We start from the raw sequence: 14,984 nt of genomic DNA, 5'->3' as shown, positions 1-14,984 counted from the left end.
GCATCGGGTACCCGCCGTAGGGTGGCACGGTGCCGCACCCCGATTCCCGCTACCTCGCCGAAGGCCCCCGCGTGGGGATACGCCACTTCACCCACGCGGACAGCGCCGAGTTCACCGCCCGCGCCCGGCAGAGCAGGGACCTGCACCACCCCTGGCTGTTCCCGCCGGACACCGCCTCGGCGTACTCCGCGTACGCGCAGCGGCTGATCGAGGACCCGGCCAGGGCGGGCTTCCTGGTCTGCGAGAAGGGCGACGGCTCCATCGCCGGGTTCATCAACATCAACAACATCGTGCACGGGGCGTTCCAGTGCGGTGTCCTGGGGTACGGCGCGTTCGCGCACGCGGCGGGGCGCGGGCTGATGCGCGAAGGGCTGGACCTCGTCGTGCGGCACGCCTTCGGGCCGATGCGGCTGCACCGGCTGGAGATCAACGTGCAGCCCGCCAACGCCGCCTCCATCGCCCTGGCCCGCGGCTGCGGATTCCGTCTCGAGGGGTTCTCGCCGGGCATGCTCTTCATCGACGGCGCCTGGCGCGACCACGAGCGCTGGGCACTCACCCGCGAGATGCGCGGGCCGAACTGAACCCGTCGGCGCGTACGGCGTCCCGTGTCCGGAAGACCGTCGACGCCACCCCGCCCCCTGATCCGTACCACCTCCCCTGATCGGGCGGAGGCGGCACGGATCACGGGGAGGGTACGGACGGAGCCGTGGCCGGGCGGGTCAGGCGGTGCGGCGGTCCGCGTACTCGTACACCGCCCCGTCCGGATGCCGTGCGATGAGATTGCGGCCCACCGGGGTGGGGAGCGGGCCCGCGATGATGTCCGCGCCCATCTCGGCCAGCACCTGACCGGCCTCCTCGACGTCCTTCACCGCGATGGTCGCCGCCACCTTGCGCAGCACGTCCAGTTCGGCCGCGGGGCCGCTCATCAGCAGGAAGCAGCCGACGGCGGCCACCTGGACACCGGCCCGCTCGAAGCGCAGGGCCCTGCCTCCCGCCAGCCGCTCGTAGAAGGGGATCGCGGTCTCGATGTCGTCGACGCAGACGCGCAGTGTGGCACCCAGAATCTCCATGACGACGAGCCTAGTTGGCCTGCGGCGGCGGTTGTGCCTCGGCTCGCCCCCGCCTCGTGCCCGGCCGGACCGGGGACCGGCGGACGTTTGGCCGCCCGGTGCGGGGAAACGCGGAAGTCTCCCGAAACACGTGACGACAGCGTTGGAGGCGAGCCGTGGGGCGACCCCGCATCGTGATCGTCGGTGCCGGCTTCGCCGGTTACCGCACCGCCCGCGCCCTGTCCCGCTCGGCGCGCGGCCGGGCCGACATCACGCTGCTGAATCCGACCGACTACTTCCTGTATCTGCCCCTGCTGCCCCAGGTCGCCGCCGGCATCCTGGAGCCGCGCCGGGTCACGGTCTCCCTCTCCGGCACGCTCCCGCACGTACGGCTGGTGCTGGGCGAGGCCGACGGCATCGACCTCGAGGCACGCACCGTGCACTACACCGGCCCCGAGGGCGAGGGCGGCACCCTCGCGTACGACCGGCTGGTGCTGGCCGCCGGCAGCGTCAACAAGCTGCTGCCCATTCCCGGCGTCGCCGAGCACGCGCACGGCTTCCGCGGTCTGCCCGAGGCGCTGTACCTGCGCGACCACGTGACCCGGCAGGTGGAGCTCGCGGCCGCCACCGACGATCCCGCGAAATGCGCCGCCCGGTGCACCTTCGTCGTGGTCGGTGCCGGTTACACCGGAACCGAGGTCGCCGCGCACGGACAGCTGTTCAGCGACGCGCAGGTCCACAAGCACCCCATGCGGACAGGCATGCGGCCACGCTGGCTGCTGCTGGACGTCGCCGACCGCGTCCTGCCCGAACTCGACGAGAGGCTCTCCCGCACGGCCGACCGGGTCCTGCGCGAACGGGGCGTGGAGGTACGCATGGGGACCTCCGTGAAGGAGGCCACGCACGAGGGAGTGCTGCTGACCGACGGCGAGTTCGTCGACACCCGGACGGTGGTGTGGTGCGTGGGCGTACGGCCCGATCCGCTCGCCGCGTCGCTCGGGCTGCCCATGGAACGCGGGCGGCTGCTGGTCGACCCGCAGCTGCGGGTACCGGGCCGGCCCGAGGTGTTCGCCTGCGGCGACGCGGCGGCCGTCCCCGACCTGGAGAAGCCCGGACAGTACACCCCGATGACCGCGCAGCACGCCTGGCGGCAGGGCAAGGTCTGCGCCCACAACATCGCCGCCTCCCTCGGCGACGGCGAGCCGCGCGCCTACCGGCACCGCGACCTGGGCTTCGTGGTGGACCTCGGCGGTGTCAAGGCGGCGGCCAACCCGCTGGGCGTCAACCTGTCCGGGCCGGCGGCGGGGGCGGTCGCCCGCGGCTACCACCTCGCGGCGATGCCCGGCAACCGGGTGCGTGTCGCCGCCGACTGGCTGCTGGACGCCGTACTGCCGCGCCAGGCGGTCCAGTTGGGGCTCGTACGGTCGTGGTCGGTGCCGCTCGACACGGCGTCCCCGGAACTGGCCCGGGTGCCGCCCGGCCCGGCGCAAAGGCACCACGCCGGCGAGGACGAAGATCCTGCCGCGCCGCAGCCGGCCACCGAGCCGGCGAAGAACCAGCCCGGCGGTGAGCCGGCGAAGAACCAGCCCGGCGGTGAGCCGGCGAAGAACCAGCCCGGCGGTGAGCCGGCGAAGAACCAGCCCGGCGGTGAGCCCGCGAAGAACCAGCCCGGCGGTGAGCCCGCGAAGAACCAGCCCGGCGGTGAGCCCGCGAAGGGCCGGCCGGCCCCAGGGCCCGTCAAACGCACCGACGCCCCGGGGAACGGGGCCGGCCGCGCCGACGCGACCGGCCCCACGTATCCCCGTGATCCTGACGATCCCACCCCTCCCGCCCAAGGAGACTCATGAACACCGGTGAACTCGTCGAGTTCGGACAGCAGTTGCGCGTGGACAGCATCCGCGCCGCAGCCTCCGCCGGCTCCGGGCACCCCACGTCCTCGATGTCCGCGGCCGACCTGATGGCCGTCCTGCTGGCACACCACTACCGCTACGACTTCGACCGCCCCGATCACCCGGGCAACGACCGCCTCATCCTCTCCAAGGGACACGCCTCGCCCCTGATGTACGCCGCCTTCAAGGCGGCCGGAGCCATCGACGACGAGGAACTGCTCACCTTCCGTAAGCTCGGCAGCCGCCTCGAAGGGCATCCCACTCCCCGGCGGCTGCCCTGGGTCGAGACGGCCACCGGGTCGCTCGGCCAGGGGCTGCCCGTCGGCGTCGGCATCGCGCTGGCCGGGAAGCGGCTCGACCGCTCCGGCTACCGGGTGTGGGTGCTGTGCGGGGACAGCGAACTGGCCGAGGGATCGGTGTGGGAGGCCGCCGAGCACGCCGGGTACGAGAACCTCGACCATCTCACCGCCGTCGTGGACGTCAACCGGCTCGGCCAGCGCGGCCCCACCCGGCACGGGCACGACCTCGACGCCTATGCCCGCCGGTTCCAGGCCTTCGGCTGGCACACCGTGGAGGTGGACGGGCACGACGTCGACGCCGTCGACCGCGCCTGCGGCGAGGCGGCCTCCACCAAGGGGCAGCCGACCGTGATCCTCGCCCGGACCCTCAAGGGCAAGGGTGTCGCGGCCGTCCAGGACCGCGAGGGGATGCACGGCAAACCCCTGCCGGAAGCCGACGAGGCGATCGCCGAACTCGGCGGCCCGCGCGACCTGCGCGTCCAGGTGCGGGAACCGTCCGACACCCCTGCCGTGCACACCGTGCACACCGGGCAGGCCGAATTGCCCCGGTGGGACAAGGGCGAGAAGGTCGCGACGCGCAACGCCTTCGGCGAGGCGCTGGCCGCCCTCGGCACCGCGCGCGGCGACGTCGTGGCCCTGGACGGAGAGGTCGGCGACTCCACCCGTGCGGAGTTCTTCGCCAAGGAGCACCCCGAGCGCTACGTCGAGTGCTACATCGCCGAGCAGCAGCTGGTCGCCGCGGCGACCGGCATCGCGGCGCGCGGCTGGGTGCCGTACGCGACCACCTTCGCCGCCTTCCTCACCCGCGCGTACGACTTCGTCCGCATGGCGTCGGTCAGCGGCTCGGGAATCAACCTCGTCGGCTCGCACGCCGGCGTCGCCATCGGCGAGGACGGGCCCAGCCAGATGGGCCTCGAGGACCTGGCGATGATGCGGGCGGTGCACGGATCGACCGTGCTGTACCCCTGCGACGCCAACCAGACCGCGCGCCTGGTGGCCGCCATGGCGGACCTCGACGGCATCCGCTACCTGCGGACCTCGCGCGGCGAGAGCCCGGTGATCTACGGTCCGGACGAGGAGTTCCCCGTCGGCGGCAGCAAGGTGCTGCGCTCCTCGCCCGAGGACCGGCTGACCGTGCTCGCGGCCGGTGTCACGGTGCCCGAGGCGCTGGCCGCCGCGGACACCCTGGCCGAGCAGGGCATCGCGGTCCGGGTGATCGACCTGTACTCGGTCAAGCCCGTCGACCGGGACACCCTGCGCCGGGCGGCGGAGGAGACCGGCTGCCTGCTGACGGTGGAGGACCACCACCCGGAGGGCGGTCTCGGGGACGCGGTCCTCGACGCCTTCACCGACGGGCGGCCCGTCCCGCGCCTGGTACGGCTGGCCGTCCGCGACATGCCCGGTTCGGCCTCGCCCGAGGAGCAACTGCGCGCCGCGGGCATCGACGCCGATTCCATCGCGGCGGCCGGACGGCTGCTGGCGGAGGAGGCGATCGTGCCGTGACCGACAGCGGCGACGGCCGTGACGGCAAGGGTGGTGACGGCAAGGGGCGTGACGGTGACGCCCGTGACGGCGTGCGGACGGTGCGGGCCGGCCGCCGCAGGGTGGGGATCCACCGGCCGGGGAAGGTGCTCTTCCCCGGCGGCGGGGGCGTCCGGGAGTACACCAAGAGCGACCTCGTCGAGTATCACCGGGCCGTCGCCCCGTTCATGCTGCCGCACCTGCGGGGCAGGCCCCTGATGCTGGAGCGGCGGCCGGACGGCATCGACGGGCCCGCGTTCATGCAGAAGCACACTCCCGGGACCTATCCGGAGTGGATCACCCGCGTCGAGGTCGGCAAGGAGGACGGCACGGTCCGCCACACCGTGTGCGACGACACGGCCACCCTGCTGTACCTCGTCGACCAGGCGAGCATCACCCTGCACCGCTGGCTGTCCCGGGCCGACCGGATCGAGCGGCCGGACCGGCTGGTCTTCGATCTCGACCCCTCGGGCGACGACTTCGAGGCGGTGCGGGAGGCCGCCCGGCTGCTGGCGGAACTGCTGGACGAGCTGAACCTGCCCTCGGCGCCGATGACCACCGGATCCCGAGGGCTCCACGTCGTCGTGCCCCTCAACGGCGGCCACGACTTCGACGACGTGCGCGACTTCGCCCGCGAGGTCGCCGACACCCTCGTCGAGGCGCACCCCGACCGGCTCACGACCGCCGCGCGCAAGAAGGAGCGGGCCGGCCGGCTCTACCTGGACGTGCAGCGCAACGCCTACGCGCAGACCGCGGTCGTCCCCTGCACCGTCCGGGCGCTGCCCGGGGCCCCCGTGGCGACCCCGATCACCTGGGACCAGCTGGACGACCCGGAGCTGCACGCCCGCCGCTGGACCGTCGCCGACGCCGTCGCCCACCTGCGTACCGGCCCCTGGGCCGGACTGCCGCGCCGGGGCCGCGCGCTGGGACCGGCCCGCCGACGGCTGAACGCCCTGAGCGGTGGAAGCGGGACGCCGGCACGGCGGCCGGCCGGCCGCCGTGCGCCAAAGGAGGCTCCGTGACCGGACTGCGGTACGTGTACGCCATATGCCGCCCCTACGGCACGCCGCTCCAGGCGCAGCTGACCGGTGTGGCGGGCGATCCGCCCCGGCTGCTGCCGCACCACGGCCTGATGGCCGTCGTCAGCCATGTCCCGGAGGCAGACTTCGCCGAGGAGCCGTTCCCCACGCGCCGGGAGGACCCCGACTGGCTGACCGCGGTCGCCCGTGCCCACCAGGGCGTCGTCGACGCGCTCACCACCGTCACCACCCCGCTGCCGCTGCGGCTGGGCAGTGTGTTTCCCGACGACAGCGGCGTGCGGACGATGATGGAGGCGCGCGAGGAGCACTTCCTGCGGACGCTGGACCGGCTGGAGGGCCGGGTGGAATGGGGCGTCAGGGTCTTTGTCGAGGAGCCTGCCGAGACCTCCGCCGCACCGCCGGTGTCCCCGCAGCAGGCGGAGGCTCTCGCGAACCGGCTGTTCGAGACGCTGGCCGGATACGCCGAGGATTCCCGGCCGCGCGCGTCACGGAACCCCGCGCTCCTCGTCGAAGACCGCACCCCGGGACACAATGTGCTCGATGCGGCTTTTCTCGTCCCCCGGGCGGAATCCGAGAAGTTCGTGGAAAGGGTGGAGCGAGCCAAAGGCGCGGTGCCCGGAATTCGCGTGGAACTCGCCGGGCCGTGGGCGGCGTATTCGTTCACCGGGGAAGGCGCCTGAACGGCCCGGAGCGCAGACCCCGGGAAAGGGGCCTGCGCTCCGGGAGCCCAGAGGGCTTCGAGGGCTCGGGGCCTCAAGCCGGCCCCGGGGGTTTCGTCATCTCACCACCGGTACCAACGGCCCCTGCCGCCGCTCGCGGACGTGCCGCGCATGAAGAATCCCAGCAGCCACAGGACAAGGACCGCCAACGCGATCCACCAGAGCACCTTCACGGCGAATCCGGCGCCGAAAAGAACCAGGGCCAGAAGCAGTACGAGCAGAATAGGAACCATTGTGTCGACCTCCTGGACTTCTGATTGCCCGGATTCCTCGTTTCACGCGTCCTTGCGGCAGAGAATTTCTCCGTGCAGCACACTGAACCATCCGTCGTCCCGCGCGCCCCACTCCCGCCAGGCGTCCGCCACCGCCTTCAGCTGCTCACCGGTGGCATGGCCCTGCCCGGTGGCCCGCCCGGCGTAGCCCGACGCCACCGTGCGGTCGGCCCACAGGCCGCTCCACCAGGCCCGTTCCTCCGCGGTCGAGTAGGTCCAGGTGCCCGAGGTCGCGGTGATGTCCGTGAACCCCGCGGCCAGTGCCCAGGACTTCAGCCGCCGCCCCGCATCCGGCTCGCCCCCGTTGGCCCGCGCCACCCGCCGGTACAGGTCCAGCCAGTCGTCCATGCCCCGGGACAGGGGGTACCAGGTCATCGCCGCGTAGTCCGCGTCGCGGACGGCGACGACACCGCCCGGCCCGGTCACCCGCTTCATCTCGCGCAGCGCCCGCACCGGATCGCCCACGTGCTGGAGTACCTGATGGGCGTGCACCACGGAGAACGTGTCGTCCGGAAAGTCCAGCGCGTGCACGTCGCCCACCGTGAACGTGGTGTTCGTCAGGCCCCGCTCGGCGGCCGTCGACCGGGCCTGCTCCAGGACGCCCGGCGCCCGGTCGAGCCCGGTGACGTGCCCGTCGGGGACGAGCGCGGCCAGGTCCGCGGTGATGGTGCCGGGCCCGCAGCCGATGTCCAGGATCCGCAGGGAGGGCTCCAGCGCCCCGAGGAGGTACGCCGCCGAGTTGGCCGCCGTGCGCCAGGTGTGCGACCGGAGCACCGATTCGTGGTGCCCGTGGGTGTAGACGGCTGTCTCCTGCGGTGCGGACATGAGGGGCCCGTCCCTTCTCGTCGCGTTCTGCTGTTCCCGGATTTCCCGCGTGACCGACACGGTAGGCGCTCCGGCCGCATGATGAGACGCGCGTTTCATATACCGGACACAGTCCTCCGGTCGCGGGCCCGCGCGTGCCCCGCGGTCAAAACGGTTTGCCACCTGCGCCGACGCCCCGGACAATCGCCTCTCATGGGTCACCTCGAAGCCGCGTATCTGGAGTACTTCCTTCCCGACGGGAGGGCGCTCCTGGGCGACGTGTCCTTCCGGGTGGGGGAAGGGGCCGTCATGGCCCTGGTGGGACCCAACGGCGCGGGCAAGACGACGCTCCTGCGCCTTCTGTCCGGCGAGCTGAAGCCGCACGGCGGATCGGTCACGGTCAGCGGCGGCCTCGGCGTCATGCGCCAGTTCGTGGGCTCCGTACGGGACGAAACGACCGTGCGCGACCTCCTCGTCTCCGTCGCCGCACCCCGGATCCGCGAAGCCGCCCGCGCCGTCGACAAGGCCGAGCACGCCCTCCTCGCCGTGGACGACGAGGCCGCCCAGCTGGAGTACGCGCAGGCCCTCGCCGACTGGGCCGAGGCGCGTGGCTACGAGGCCGAGACGCTCTGGGACATGTGCACGACGGCCGCGCTCGGCGTCCCGTACGACAAGGCGCAGTGGCGCCAGGTGCGCACCCTCTCCGGCGGCGAGCAGAAACGCCTGGTCCTCGAGGCGCTTCTGCGCGGCACCGACGAGGTCCTGCTCCTCGACGAGCCCGACAACTACCTCGACGTGCCCGGCAAGCGCTGGCTGGAGGAACGGCTCGAACAGACCCGTAAGACCGTGCTGTTCGTCTCCCACGACCGCGAACTGCTCGCCCGCGCCGCCCAGCGCGTCGTCTCCCTCGAACCGGGCCCCGCCGGCGCCGACGCCTGGGTGCACGGCGGCGGCTTCGCCACGTACCACGAGGCCCGCCGTGAACGCTTCGCCCGCTTCGAGGAGCTGCGCAGGAGGTGGGACGAGAAGCACGCCCAGCTGAAGAAGCTGGTGCTGAACCTCCGCCAGGCCGCCTCCGTCAGCCACGACATGGCGTCCCGGTACCAGGCGGCGCAGACCCGGCTGCGCAAGTTCGAGGAGGCCGGACCGCCGCCGGAGCCGCCGCGTGAGCAGGACATCAGGATGCGCCTGAGGGGCGGCCGGACCGGAGTCCGCGCGGTCACCTGCGAGCAGCTCGAACTCACCGGCCTGATGCGGCCGTTCGACCTGGAGGTCTTCTACGGGGAGCGGGTCGCCGTGCTCGGCTCCAACGGCTCAGGCAAGTCGCACTTCCTGCGTCTGCTCGCCGGGGACGACGTGAGCCACACCGGCGGCTGGCGGCTCGGCGCCCGTGTCGTCCCCGGGCACTTCGCGCAGACGCACGCGCACCCCGAACTGGAGGGCCGCACCCTCCTGGACATCCTGTGGAAGGAGCACGCCCAGGACCGGGGCGCCGCCATGTCCCGGCTGCGCCGCTACGAACTGACCGGCCAGGCCGAGCAGGCCTTCGAGCGGCTCTCCGGCGGCCAGCAGGCCAGGTTCCAGATCCTGCTCCTCGAGCTCGAGGGCGTCACGGCCCTGCTGCTCGACGAGCCGACGGACAACCTGGACCTGGAGTCGGCCCAGGCGCTCCAGGAGGGCCTGGAGGCGTTCGAGGGCACGGTGCTGGCCGTCACGCACGACCGCTGGTTCGCCCGTTCCTTCGACCGCTACCTGGTCTTCGGCAGCGACGGCAGGGTCCGGGAGACCTCCGAACCGGTGTGGGACGAGCGCCGGGTGGACCGGGCCCGGTAGACGGAACGGGCCCGGTGGCCGGGATGTTCGTAGAGTGGATGCAGGGACGCGGGGCCCGTGGCCTTCCCCGGCGGGTACCCGGACCGCAGGACGCACACGACGAGCGGGGCACACGATGACCGGAGTCGAGCCGAACCGCCTGGACGACCAGCAGCTCATGAAGGAGCTGGAAACCATCCACCGCACGCGTCACGACACCCTGCTGTACGCCTCCAACGGCGCGCTGCGGGCCCACAACGAGCGCATGGCGCAGCTCGAGGGCGAGTACCTGCGCCGCAACCCCCGCCGCCGGACAGCGCCGGGCCGCACGCGCGAAGGCGCCCGCGAGCGGTCCGGCGCGACCGGGGCGGACCCCACGACTCCGGGCACCTGACCTTCGTCCGGGCGGCCGTCCCTCGTCCCGGCGGCCGTCCCGGGGCCCTGCCCGGGACGGCCGCCGCTCAGGCGGCCCTCGCGTCCGCTTCCGCGGCGAAGACCTCGAGATACGTCTCGCAGAACGCCTTGAGGTCGTCCGGCTTGCGGCTGGTGACCAGCTTGCCGGGTCCGTGGTCGCAGACCTTCACCTGCTCGTCGACCCAGGTGGCGCCGGCGTTGCGCAGGTCGGTTTCGAGGCTGGGCCAGCTGGTCAGCTCCCTGCCGCGGACCACGTCCGCCTCGATGAGGGTCCAGGACGCGTGGCAGATCGCGGCGACCGGCCGCCCCTGCCCGGCGAAGTCCCGCACGAACGCGACGGCCTTTTCGTCCGTGCGCAGGAGGTCCGGGTTGGCCACGCCGCCCGGCAGCACCAGCCCGCCGAAGGCGTCGGCCGATGTGTCGCCGACGACCTCCTGCACGGGAAAGGTGTCCGCCTTGTCGAGATGGTTGAAGGCCTGGATGCTGCCGGACTGCGTCGACACGAGCACGGGCTCGTGACCGGCGTCCACGGCCGCCTGCCACGGCTCGGTCAGCTCGATCTGCTCGACACCTTCGGGCGCGACGAGGAATGCGATGCGCATGGCGCGCTCCGTCCTTTCCGTATGAGTCGTTCGGATGATGTTGTGGGAGCCGGGCGGCTACGCGTTCTCCGTCTCCCGGGACCGGGTCAGCGCCTCGGCCAGTTCCTGGACGCTGCCGTAGCGGGCCTGCCGCGGCAGCCGCTCCAGCGCCTCGACGAGCGTGTCGGGGGCGTGCCGCCGGCTCAGGGTGCGCATCAGCTCGCGCGGGCCCGCGGGGAACGCCCCGCGGCCCAGGATCCTGGCCAGCTCCAACCGCACCGACTCCAGTGACGTCGGCGCGCGGCTCGGCGTCACCGGACCGTGCGCCACCTCCGGGTCGTCCTCGGCGGACGGCTCCGGATCGTTCCACTCCTCGGTCCGGGTGGGGTGCCCCGACCTCAGCAGGCCCTGCAGTTCGTGCTTCATCTCGTCGTCGCGGTGAGCGCTCAGCCGGTCACTGCCTCGCTGCATGTTTCCCTCCAGATGGCTAGGGGTCCGCACCGCGTACCCGGACAGCGGGGACCGACACGGGGTTCACCGGGCGGATCGTCACCGCCTTCACCAGCAGGCCCGTGCACCGCCGGTTTGCGCCGGGAGCCGCGGGAGACCCGGTTGGCTCGCTCCTACGTGCCCCCCCACATGTCTCCTGGAAAGGGACCGGCCATGGCGGTGCTCGCCGTGCTCATTCCGTCGCTCATGCTCGGCGTACTGCTGATGCTGGGCCATTACGAGGAACTCCTGCTGCCCGGCCCGCGCGAGAGGGCCCCCGACGGCGTCACTCCGGCGCGGGACGCGGGCGCCCGGGCCGGCGTCACGCTCGCCGCGCCGGCCGTCCGGGCGGAACCGGGGCGGGTTCCCGGCAGTTCCTGATCCGCTGTACGGGTTCTGGCACACGAGGGTTCACCCGCTCGGGCGTGCGCGTCCCGCGAATGGTGCCCGGCCGCGCGCGATGCGGTGGCCGGAGGGCTGTGATGGATGCGGGGCGCGACCCCCGTGCCCCGCCGACGTGGGATCACCCCCGCGGCCGTCGAACGGGACGCCGTGCCCCGGCCGTCGCCCGAAGGAGCCCGCACCATGCGCCGCACCGCCCGTGCCCTGACCCTCGCCGCAGCCGTCGGTACCGTCCTCAACGTGCTCGCGCCCGCCGCGTCCGCGGAGCCGTCCGCCGAGGTCAGTCCGGGCAGCGCGGCCCCGGGCGGCACCGTCACCGTCTCGGTCTTCTGCGATCCGACCGGCGGGCCCCCGCCGCAGACCCTCGAGGCGACTTCGGAGGCCTTCGACAAGGAGGTCGTCGAACTGAAGAAGGTCCCCGGCGCCGACGAGGAGGAGTCCGGTCCCACCTACCGCGGCACCGCGGACCTCCAGGACATCCTGGATGCGGAGGGTGCGGCCGCGCCCCGGAAGGACGAACTCCTCGACGAGGAACTCGACGAGGAGCTCGACGAAGACCCGGATGCGGATTTGGACGACGACCTGAACGAGGCACCCGACGAGGGGACCGACGGAGGAATCGAGGACACGGAAGACACGGAGTACCCCGAGGAGGCGGAAGACCCCGTCAGTCCTGCCGACGGTGCGCCCGACGCGCTCGCCCTCGACGCCCTCGACGCGCTGGAGGCCGGCGGCACGGCGGGCGGCGGCTCCGCGTGGACCGTCGAGGGCACGTGCCCCGCCGCACCCGGCGGGAAGGGCAAGCCGTGGAGCGCCGCCTTCACCGTCGTCCCCCGCCACCAGGACGGTTCCGGCACCCCCTCCCGCGCGCCGTCCCCGTCCCACCCCCACAAGCCGTCCCCCTCCCACAAGCCGTCCCCCTCGTCCTGCCCTCCGTCCGAGCGCGCCCCCTGCGGCGGCCCCACCGTCCCGGGAGGCGTCCACGCGGGAGCGGGCGGCGGGTTCACCGACTCCGTCCCCGCCCTGGCTGCGGGCGGGCTGCTGATCGCGGGCGCGTTCGGCGCCGCCGCCCACCGGCTCTGCCGTGGCAGGGGTACGCGTACGCACCGCTGATGTCTCCCCCGAACGGCCTCCCGCGACCGGCCGGCCCCGCACCGTCTTCCCGGCCGGGACATGGACCGGAGTGGGGGCGGGCACTGTGGGTACTGACACCGGACACTGCGTGGAGGTGCGTATGCGGCGGACGGACCCCGAAGGCCACGGCCCCGTCCGTTTCGGGCCGGCGCTGCCCGAGGACGGGCTGCCCGTGCTGCCCGAGCTGGCCGCCGTCCTCGCCGCCGCCGCGTCCCGCCCCGAGGCCGAGCCGGTCGGCGGCGGCCGGGTCCTGTTGGACGCCGCGTGCGGCCACGGCGGCCGGCGCGGCCTGCCGGTGGCCCCGGACCGGGTGGCCGCCGGCCCCGGCGCGCCCGCGTTGCTCGTGGCGCTCACCGCGGCGATCGGCGGGGACGTGCTGGTGCCCCGGCCCTGCGCCGCCTGGTGGGCCCCCTACGCCCGGCTGCTCGGCCGCCCCGCCTTCCACGTGCCGACGCCCGCCGAAAGCGGCGGCGTCCCCGATCCGTACGCCCTGCTGGAGACCGTACGGCGGCTGCGTGCCGAGGGCGGCGACCCCCGCCTGCTGGTGCTCTCCGTCGCCGACGACCCCACCGCCACCGTCGCCCCGCCCGAGCTGCTGCACGAAACCCTCGAGGCCGCCGTGGGCGAAGGGCTGCACCTGGTGAGCGACGAGACCTGGCGCGACACCCTGCACACACCGCGCGACACCGTGCTGCTCAGCCCCGCCGAGATGCTGCCCGAACAGGTCACCGTGGTCACCGACCTGGCGGGCGCCCTGCTCCCGCCCGGCTGGCCCGCCGCGGTCGCCCGTTTCCCGGCGGGCGCGGCGGGCGGCGCGCTGCACGCGCGCGTGCTCGACGTCCTGACCGCGCTCGACGCGCGCGTCGCCACCCCGGTCGCCGCGGCCGCCGCCTACGCGCTGTCCGAGCCGGAACCGGTCACCGCGCGGGTGGCAGCCGCCGTACGCCTGCACGCGCTCGTGGCCGCGGCCGCGCGCGACGCGGTGGTCGCAGCGGGAGCCCTGGCCCGGCCCCCGCAGGCCGGGCGGCACCTGTACGTCGACCTCGCGCCGCTGGCCCCGGGGCTCGCCGCGCACGGCGTCGGCGACGCGCAGGAGCTGGAGGACTTCCTCACCGGACGGCTCGGCATGCCCGCGGCGGGCGGTCACCGCTTCGGCGACGACCTCGAGGCACCCCGCGTACGACTGTGCACCGCGCCCCTGCTCGGCGACACCGCCGAACGGCGCGCGGAATGCCTCGGATCCTCTGCGCCGTTGGAACTCCCGCACCTGCGAAGCACGTTGATCCACCTGAAGACGGTCTTCGACGATCTCCGCGATAACGCCCGGCGAGGGGAGTCTCCTCGATGACGCAGCAGTCCGAGTCGACCACGGCCACGAGCGCCACCCCGCACGCGGACGGCCCGAACCCCGCCGGCCCGGCGGCCGGCTCCTCCCCGGCCCCGTACCCCCCGCTCGCCGAACCCCGCCCGCTCGCCGAACGACGGGTGTGGCCGCGCACCTTCCACGACCGGCTCACCTCTCCGCTGCCCGGCCTGAAAGGGCTCGCCCGCTTCGCCCGCGAGGGCTCCACCAGACCCGGCCCGCAGGGCCTCGCCGACATACCGCGACTGCCCTACGCTCCCGGCCCGCTGCCCCGTGTCGGTCCCCGCACGGTCGCCGTCACCTGGGCGGGGCACGCCAGCTGGGTGGTGCGGATCGACGGGCTCACCGTGCTCACCGACCCCGTCTGGTCCCGCCGCATCCTCGGCACCCCGGCCCGCATCACCCCCGTCGGCGTCGCCTGGGAGGCCCTGCCCCGCGTCGACGCGGTCGTCATCAGCCACAACCACTACGACCACCTCGACGCCCCCACGCTGCGCCGGCTCCCGCGCGACACCCCGGTGTTCGTGCCGGCCGGGCTCGCCGGCTGGTTCCACCGCCGCAGGTTCACCCGTGTCACCGAGCTGGACTGGTGGGAGGCCGCCGAGCTGAAGGGCGTCCGCTTCGACTTCGTGCCGGCCCACCACTGGTCCAGGCGCACCCTCACCGACACCTGCCGTTCCCTGTGGGGCGGCTGGGTGCTCACCGGCTCCGACGGACAGCGCGTCTACTTCGGCGGCGACACCGGCTACGGCCACTGGTTCTCCCGGATAGGCCGCCGCTACCCCGGCATCGACCTCGCCCTGCTGCCCATCGGCGCCTACGAGCCGCGCTGGTGGCTCAGGGACGTCCACTGCGACCCCGAGGAGGCGGTCCGCGCCGCCCGTGACCTCGGCGCGCGCCGGATGGCGCCCATGCACTGGGCGACGTTCGTCCTCTCCGCCGAACCGGTGCTGGAACCCCTCACCCGCGTCCGTGCCGCCTGGGATCAGGCGGGCCTGCCCCGCGAGCACCTCTGGGACCTGCCGGTCGGCGGCTCCCGTGTCCTGGACTGACCGCGGACACCCGGCCTGCCCGCCCCCGCCCCCGCCCCCGCCCCCGCCCCTGCGGGGGGGGGCGGCGACGCGGTGACCCGCCGCCCGGAGACCGTCGGCGAACGCGACGACGCCGGGAGTCAGCCCCAGCGCGTGGTGGAACAG

Annotated in this window: 15 protein-coding genes and 1 pseudogene; 11 read left to right on the top strand and 5 right to left on the bottom strand. The window is 73.8% G+C overall.

Annotated features, from left to right (window positions below):
• Positions 1–29: 29 nt before the first annotated feature.
• Positions 30–581, top strand: a complete 552-nt coding sequence (locus tag ACFWVE_RS23120; RefSeq protein ID WP_384017000.1) for a GNAT family N-acetyltransferase — start codon at positions 30–32, stop codon at positions 579–581.
• 138 nt (positions 582–719) lie between these two features.
• Here the strand turns inward: ACFWVE_RS23120 and ACFWVE_RS23115 are convergent, their stop codons facing one another.
• Positions 720–1,070, bottom strand: coding sequence for a VOC family protein (locus ACFWVE_RS23115; RefSeq protein WP_384016995.1), 351 nt, complete (start codon positions 1,068–1,070; stop codon positions 720–722).
• Positions 1,071–1,225: 155 nt separating this feature from the next.
• Between ACFWVE_RS23115 and ACFWVE_RS23110 the strand changes: the two genes are divergently transcribed.
• The 4 genes from ACFWVE_RS23110 to ACFWVE_RS23095 all read left to right on the top strand — a co-directional run bounded on the left by ACFWVE_RS23110 (position 1,226) and on the right by ACFWVE_RS23095 (position 6,478).
• The gene (locus ACFWVE_RS23110) at positions 1,226–2,896 is read left to right on the top strand and encodes an FAD-dependent oxidoreductase (protein ID WP_384016992.1); all 1,671 of its coding nucleotides are present in this window, start codon (positions 1,226–1,228) and stop codon (positions 2,894–2,896) included.
• Complete coding sequence (locus ACFWVE_RS23105; RefSeq protein ID WP_384016989.1) at positions 2,893–4,740, top strand: transketolase; 1,848 nt, start codon at positions 2,893–2,895, stop codon at positions 4,738–4,740. The genes ACFWVE_RS23110 and ACFWVE_RS23105 overlap by 4 nt, the downstream gene beginning before the upstream one ends.
• A gap of 80 nt (positions 4,741–4,820) precedes the next feature.
• Positions 4,821–5,780, top strand: coding sequence for a non-homologous end-joining DNA ligase (ligD, locus tag ACFWVE_RS23100; protein WP_384017070.1), 960 nt, complete (start codon positions 4,821–4,823; stop codon positions 5,778–5,780).
• Positions 5,777–6,478: a GvpL/GvpF family gas vesicle protein gene (locus ACFWVE_RS23095; RefSeq protein WP_384016986.1), complete on the top strand. Its 702-nt coding sequence runs from the start codon at positions 5,777–5,779 to the stop codon at positions 6,476–6,478. The genes ligD and ACFWVE_RS23095 overlap by 4 nt, the downstream gene beginning before the upstream one ends.
• A 101-nt stretch (positions 6,479–6,579) precedes the next feature.
• Here ACFWVE_RS23095 and ACFWVE_RS23090 read toward each other — a convergent pair whose 3' ends face one another.
• Together ACFWVE_RS23090 and ACFWVE_RS23085 are read right to left on the bottom strand one after the other, a co-directional pair.
• Entirely contained in the window at positions 6,580–6,750 is a 171-nt protein-coding gene (locus tag ACFWVE_RS23090) for a hydrophobic protein (protein ID WP_384016983.1), read from the bottom strand.
• Positions 6,751–6,792: 42 nt separating this feature from the next.
• Positions 6,793–7,614: a class I SAM-dependent methyltransferase gene (locus ACFWVE_RS23085; protein WP_384016980.1), complete on the bottom strand. Its 822-nt coding sequence runs from the start codon at positions 7,612–7,614 to the stop codon at positions 6,793–6,795.
• 192 nt (positions 7,615–7,806) lie between these two features.
• Between ACFWVE_RS23085 and ACFWVE_RS23080 the strand changes: the two genes are divergently transcribed.
• On the top strand, positions 7,807–9,426 hold the full coding sequence (locus ACFWVE_RS23080) for an ABC-F family ATP-binding cassette domain-containing protein (protein ID WP_384016977.1): 1,620 nt from the start codon (positions 7,807–7,809) through the stop codon (positions 9,424–9,426).
• Between the two features lie 38 nt (positions 9,427–9,464).
• Positions 9,465–9,799, top strand: a pseudogene (locus ACFWVE_RS23075) (DUF6158 family protein).
• 67 nt (positions 9,800–9,866) lie between these two features.
• On the opposite strand, the gene ACFWVE_RS23070 reads toward ACFWVE_RS23075, so the two are convergent.
• Both ACFWVE_RS23070 and ACFWVE_RS23065 read right to left on the bottom strand, forming a co-directional pair.
• Positions 9,867–10,421, bottom strand: a complete 555-nt coding sequence (locus tag ACFWVE_RS23070; protein ID WP_384016974.1) for a type 1 glutamine amidotransferase domain-containing protein — start codon at positions 10,419–10,421, stop codon at positions 9,867–9,869.
• A 57-nt stretch (positions 10,422–10,478) separates the two neighbouring features.
• The gene (locus ACFWVE_RS23065) at positions 10,479–10,871 is read right to left on the bottom strand and encodes a DUF2795 domain-containing protein (protein WP_384016971.1); all 393 of its coding nucleotides are present in this window, start codon (positions 10,869–10,871) and stop codon (positions 10,479–10,481) included.
• Between the two features lie 192 nt (positions 10,872–11,063).
• Here ACFWVE_RS23065 and ACFWVE_RS23060 point away from each other — a divergent pair, with 192 nt between their 5' ends.
• The 4 genes from ACFWVE_RS23060 (at position 11,064) to ACFWVE_RS23045 (ending at position 14,840) form a co-directional block, all read left to right on the top strand.
• Positions 11,064–11,270, top strand: a complete 207-nt coding sequence (locus tag ACFWVE_RS23060) for a hypothetical protein (RefSeq protein WP_384016968.1) — start codon at positions 11,064–11,066, stop codon at positions 11,268–11,270.
• 204 nt (positions 11,271–11,474) lie between these two features.
• On the top strand, positions 11,475–12,404 hold the full coding sequence (locus ACFWVE_RS23055; protein WP_384016965.1) for a hypothetical protein: 930 nt from the start codon (positions 11,475–11,477) through the stop codon (positions 12,402–12,404).
• A gap of 121 nt (positions 12,405–12,525) precedes the next feature.
• Positions 12,526–13,773, top strand: a complete 1,248-nt coding sequence (locus tag ACFWVE_RS23050) for an aminotransferase class I/II-fold pyridoxal phosphate-dependent enzyme (protein WP_384016962.1) — start codon at positions 12,526–12,528, stop codon at positions 13,771–13,773.
• Positions 13,770–14,840 (top strand): MBL fold metallo-hydrolase, encoded by a 1,071-nt coding sequence (locus ACFWVE_RS23045; protein ID WP_384016959.1) that lies wholly within the window; start codon positions 13,770–13,772, stop codon positions 14,838–14,840. The genes ACFWVE_RS23050 and ACFWVE_RS23045 overlap by 4 nt, the downstream gene beginning before the upstream one ends.
• Positions 14,841–14,984 lie beyond the last annotated feature (144 nt).

Origin of the sequence: Streptomyces sp. NPDC058632, from assembly GCF_042717095.1 — a bacterium.
Classification (GTDB): Bacteria; Actinomycetota; Actinomycetes; order Streptomycetales; family Streptomycetaceae; genus Streptomyces.
This window is presented reverse-complemented; position numbering and strand designations above follow the sequence as displayed.

What these genes read in the sequence shown, in the direction of transcription:
- ACFWVE_RS23070 (WP_384016974.1), bottom strand. Translation starts at nt 10,421, where the DNA reads ATGCGCATCGCATTCCTCGTCGCGCCCGAAGGTGTCGAGCAGATCGAG.
- ACFWVE_RS23115 (WP_384016995.1), bottom strand. Translation starts at nt 1,070, where the DNA reads ATGGAGATTCTGGGTGCCACACTGCGCGTCTGCGTCGACGACATCGAG.
- ACFWVE_RS23080 (WP_384016977.1), top strand. Translation starts at nt 7,807, where the DNA reads ATGGGTCACCTCGAAGCCGCGTATCTGGAGTACTTCCTTCCCGACGGG.
- ACFWVE_RS23090 (WP_384016983.1), bottom strand. Translation starts at nt 6,750, where the DNA reads ATGGTTCCTATTCTGCTCGTACTGCTTCTGGCCCTGGTTCTTTTCGGC.
- ACFWVE_RS23060 (WP_384016968.1), top strand. Translation starts at nt 11,064, where the DNA reads ATGGCGGTGCTCGCCGTGCTCATTCCGTCGCTCATGCTCGGCGTACTG.
- ACFWVE_RS23105 (WP_384016989.1), top strand. Translation starts at nt 2,893, where the DNA reads ATGAACACCGGTGAACTCGTCGAGTTCGGACAGCAGTTGCGCGTGGAC.
- ACFWVE_RS23085 (WP_384016980.1), bottom strand. Translation starts at nt 7,614, where the DNA reads ATGTCCGCACCGCAGGAGACAGCCGTCTACACCCACGGGCACCACGAA.
- ACFWVE_RS23065 (WP_384016971.1), bottom strand. Translation starts at nt 10,871, where the DNA reads ATGCAGCGAGGCAGTGACCGGCTGAGCGCTCACCGCGACGACGAGATG.
- ACFWVE_RS23055 (WP_384016965.1), top strand. Translation starts at nt 11,475, where the DNA reads ATGCGCCGCACCGCCCGTGCCCTGACCCTCGCCGCAGCCGTCGGTACC.
- ACFWVE_RS23050 (WP_384016962.1), top strand. Translation starts at nt 12,526, where the DNA reads ATGCGGCGGACGGACCCCGAAGGCCACGGCCCCGTCCGTTTCGGGCCG.
- ACFWVE_RS23045 (WP_384016959.1), top strand. Translation starts at nt 13,770, where the DNA reads ATGACGCAGCAGTCCGAGTCGACCACGGCCACGAGCGCCACCCCGCAC.